2 protein-coding genes and 2 pseudogenes are annotated in these 3,046 nt (G+C 63.0%); 2 read left to right on the forward strand and 2 right to left on the reverse strand.

Translation table 11 applies throughout. From position 1 onward, the window contains the following. Both B3F77_RS02920 and purT read right to left on the reverse strand, forming a co-directional pair. Positions 1-570, reverse strand: a pseudogene (locus tag B3F77_RS02920) (mechanosensitive ion channel family protein); the annotation flags it as partial. Next, the gene (gene purT, locus B3F77_RS02925; RefSeq protein ID WP_293603504.1) at positions 567-1,784 is read right to left on the reverse strand and encodes a formate-dependent phosphoribosylglycinamide formyltransferase; all 1,218 of its coding nucleotides are present in this window, start codon (positions 1,782-1,784) and stop codon (positions 567-569) included. The gene purT and the pseudogene B3F77_RS02920, both read right to left, overlap by 4 nt. 121 nt (positions 1,785-1,905) lie before the next feature. On the opposite strand from purT, the gene B3F77_RS02930 reads away from it, so the two are divergent. Beyond that, the gene (locus tag B3F77_RS02930; protein ID WP_293603505.1) at positions 1,906-2,862 is read left to right on the forward strand and encodes an ATP-binding cassette domain-containing protein; all 957 of its coding nucleotides are present in this window, start codon (positions 1,906-1,908) and stop codon (positions 2,860-2,862) included. After that, positions 2,862-3,046, forward strand: a pseudogene (locus tag B3F77_RS02935) (nodulation protein NodJ); the annotation flags it as partial. The gene B3F77_RS02930 and the pseudogene B3F77_RS02935, both read left to right, overlap by 1 nt.

The following is a 3,046-nucleotide window of genomic DNA, read 5'->3' on the forward strand; positions in this document are numbered from 1 at the left end:
GCTGAAGACCGGGCGCGCTGCAATACCCACTACCAGGCCGACCACGCCGGCCGAAGCCAGCAAGCTGGCGCCAAACTGGCGCGCACCCGGAAAAGTCATCAGCATCAAGGCCAACCCGGCCAGCAGCACGGTGAACATGACGATTCGGGCCAGTATGCGGGTCTGGGTGTGGACGCGGCGCGCATTCAGGTTGTCGTCGACATTGATCGGATGCAAATTGATGACGCCCAGGGACACCCCGCGTGCAGCGCGCAGGCCCAGCCAGGTCAGGGCCAACAGCAGCAGCAGGGTGTTGGCATGGCGCACAGCGCCGATCAGCGGAAAATCATCAGGCGCGCCCTGCCAGACGGCTTGCAGCGCAATCATCGGCAGCAGCAGCCGGGCGGGCGCCTTGACTTGCTGCGCCGCCATCGCCGCCACCGGCATGGAACGCGTCAGACGCAGCACCACGACCGAGCCCACGCGGTGCACCAGCAGGGCCAGCACCACGGCGAGAACGGCGACCAGCAGAATACGCAGCGACGAAGCGTCCGCCCAGGAAATCAATGCAAGCAGTTCAGGAAAATTCATGCCGGGGTCTGTCCAGCCACACGGGGCCTGACTTGCGAAGCCGCCATCTTGGCATTGACCCGCGCGACTTCCACATCGTCATCAAAGGCCAGCGCGACACCCATGCGACGCTTGACGAAACTCTCGGGCTTGCCGAACAGGCGAAGGTCGGTGTTGGGCACACGCAGTGCGTCGGCCACGCCGTCAAACACGATACCCTTGGCGTCGACGCCGCCATAAATCACGGCGCTGGCGCCTGGGCTCTTGAGCGCGGTGCTGACCGGCAAGCCCAAAATGGCTCGCGCATGCAGTTCAAACTGGTTTTGCCACTGCGTGCACAGCGTCACCAGGCCGGTGTCATGGGGGCGCGGGCTCACTTCGCTGAACCACACCTCGTCGCCCTTCACAAACAGCTCGACGCCAAAAAGGCCTTGTCCGCCGAGGTTGTTGGTCACGGCTTCGGCAATATCGCGGCTCTTTTGCAAGGCGGCCGGATGCATGGGCTGCGGCTGCCAGCTTTCCACATAGTCGCCATTGACCTGGATGTGGCCAATCGGGTCGCAAAAATGCGTTTCGGCCTGGCCATCGGCACCCAGCGCACGCACAGTGAGTTGGGTGATTTCGTAATCAAAATCAATGAAGCCCTCCACAATCACGCGGCCATGGCTGACGCGGCCACCGGCCATCGCGCAGTCCCAGGCGGCTTTCACGTCCAGAGGCCCGGCAATCTTGCTCTGACCCTTGCCCGAGGAACTCATGACCGGCTTGACGATGCAGGGGTAGCCGATTTTTGAATCGATGGCGGCCCGCAACTCCTCCAGCGAATCACAAAACACATACGGGCTGGTCGGCAAGCCCAATGTTTCCGCCGCCAGGCGCCGGATGCCTTCGCGGTCCATGGTCAGGCGCGCGGCGCGTGCGGTGGGAATCACGCGGACCGTGCCGGCGGCTTCCAGTTCCTCCAGCATGCCCGTGGCGATGGCTTCAATTTCGGGCACGACCAGATGCGGCCGCTCCTTTTCAATCAGCGCCTTGAGCTGCGCCGGATCGCTCATGGTGATGGTGCGCGCATGGTGCGCCACCTGCTGGCCAGGCGCGTTGTCGTAACGGTCAACGGCAATCGTTTCCACACCCAGGCGCTGCAGCGCAATCAGCACTTCTTTACCCAGCTCGCCCGAGCCGAGCAGCATGACTTTGGTTGCATGAGGGGATAAAGGAGTACCGATTGCAGACATATTGGGGCCAAAAAAAGGATTGAAAAGAAATGCGTAACTCTGCAATTTACCGCAACTTGGGTCCAACGCCGAAGAAATCATCGTGCAGCCCGTCAGCGCCGCCCCGGGGCACAATGCAGCGATGAATCAAGCCGACCGTTCGCCGATTTTTTCAGTTCAGGCCTTGAGCAAGCGCTATGGCGCCAGCACCGTCGTCAACGATCTGTCTTTCGACATCGCACCGGGTGAATGCCTGGGCGTGATTGGCCCCAACGGCGCGGGAAAAACCACCACCATCCGCATGTGCCTGGGGCTGACGACCCCCGACACGGGACGCATTACCTATTTCCCCGGCGGCAAGGCCGCGCCTGCCTTGCACATGCCGCAGGACGCGCTGGCCATCAAGGAACGGCTGGGGATTGTCAGCCAGTTTGACAGCCTGGACCCGGATTTTTCATGCGCCGAAAACCTGCTGGTGTTTGGCCGCTATTTCGGCCTGAAAGACGCGGTGATCAAGTCCCGTATCCCGAAGCTGCTGGAGTTTGCGGCGCTCACCCACAAGGCCGATGCCAAGCTCAGCGAACTGTCTGGCGGCATGAAGCGGCGCCTGAGCTTGGCACGCGCGCTGGTCAATGACCCGCAATTGCTGCTGCTCGACGAGCCGACCACCGGCCTGGACCCGCAGGCCCGGCACCTGATGTGGGAGCGCCTGCAGCGGCTGGTGCAGCAGGGCAAATCCATTTTGCTGACCACCCACTTCATGGACGAGGCCGAGCGCCTGTGCAACCGCCTGCTGGTGCTGGACCATGGCAAGAAAATGACCGAAGGCCCGCCGCGCGACCTGATTGCGCAAAACCTGGAGCCGGATGTGGTGGAGGTCTACGGCGCGGGCGCCTTGGGCCTGGTCGACTCGCCCCTGAAAGCCCTGGCCGCCCGCACCGAAGTGAGTGGCGAAACCGTGTTTTTCTACACCCAGGACGCCAAGCGGCTGCTGGTTGCCTTGTCCGAATTCCCGCAGCTGCGCACGCTGCATCGCCCAGCCAACCTGGAGGACCTGTTCCTCAAGCTCACCGGCCGCCAGATCAGGGAGGATGCGTGATGTCCGCCCTACCCGCTACGAAAGCACAACCAGCGTCATGGCGCGACCTGTTCAGGGCGCCACAACTCAGCTGGCGCTGGCTGCCCGTCTTTCGGCGCAACCTGCTGGTCTGGCGCAAGCTGGCCGTTCCCAGCCTGGTCGGCAACATCGCCGAGCCGCTGATCACGCTGGTGGCCTTTGGCTA

This window comes from Polaromonas sp. UBA4122, from assembly GCA_002381615.1.
Classification (GTDB): domain Bacteria; phylum Pseudomonadota; class Gammaproteobacteria; order Burkholderiales; family Burkholderiaceae_C; genus Polaromonas.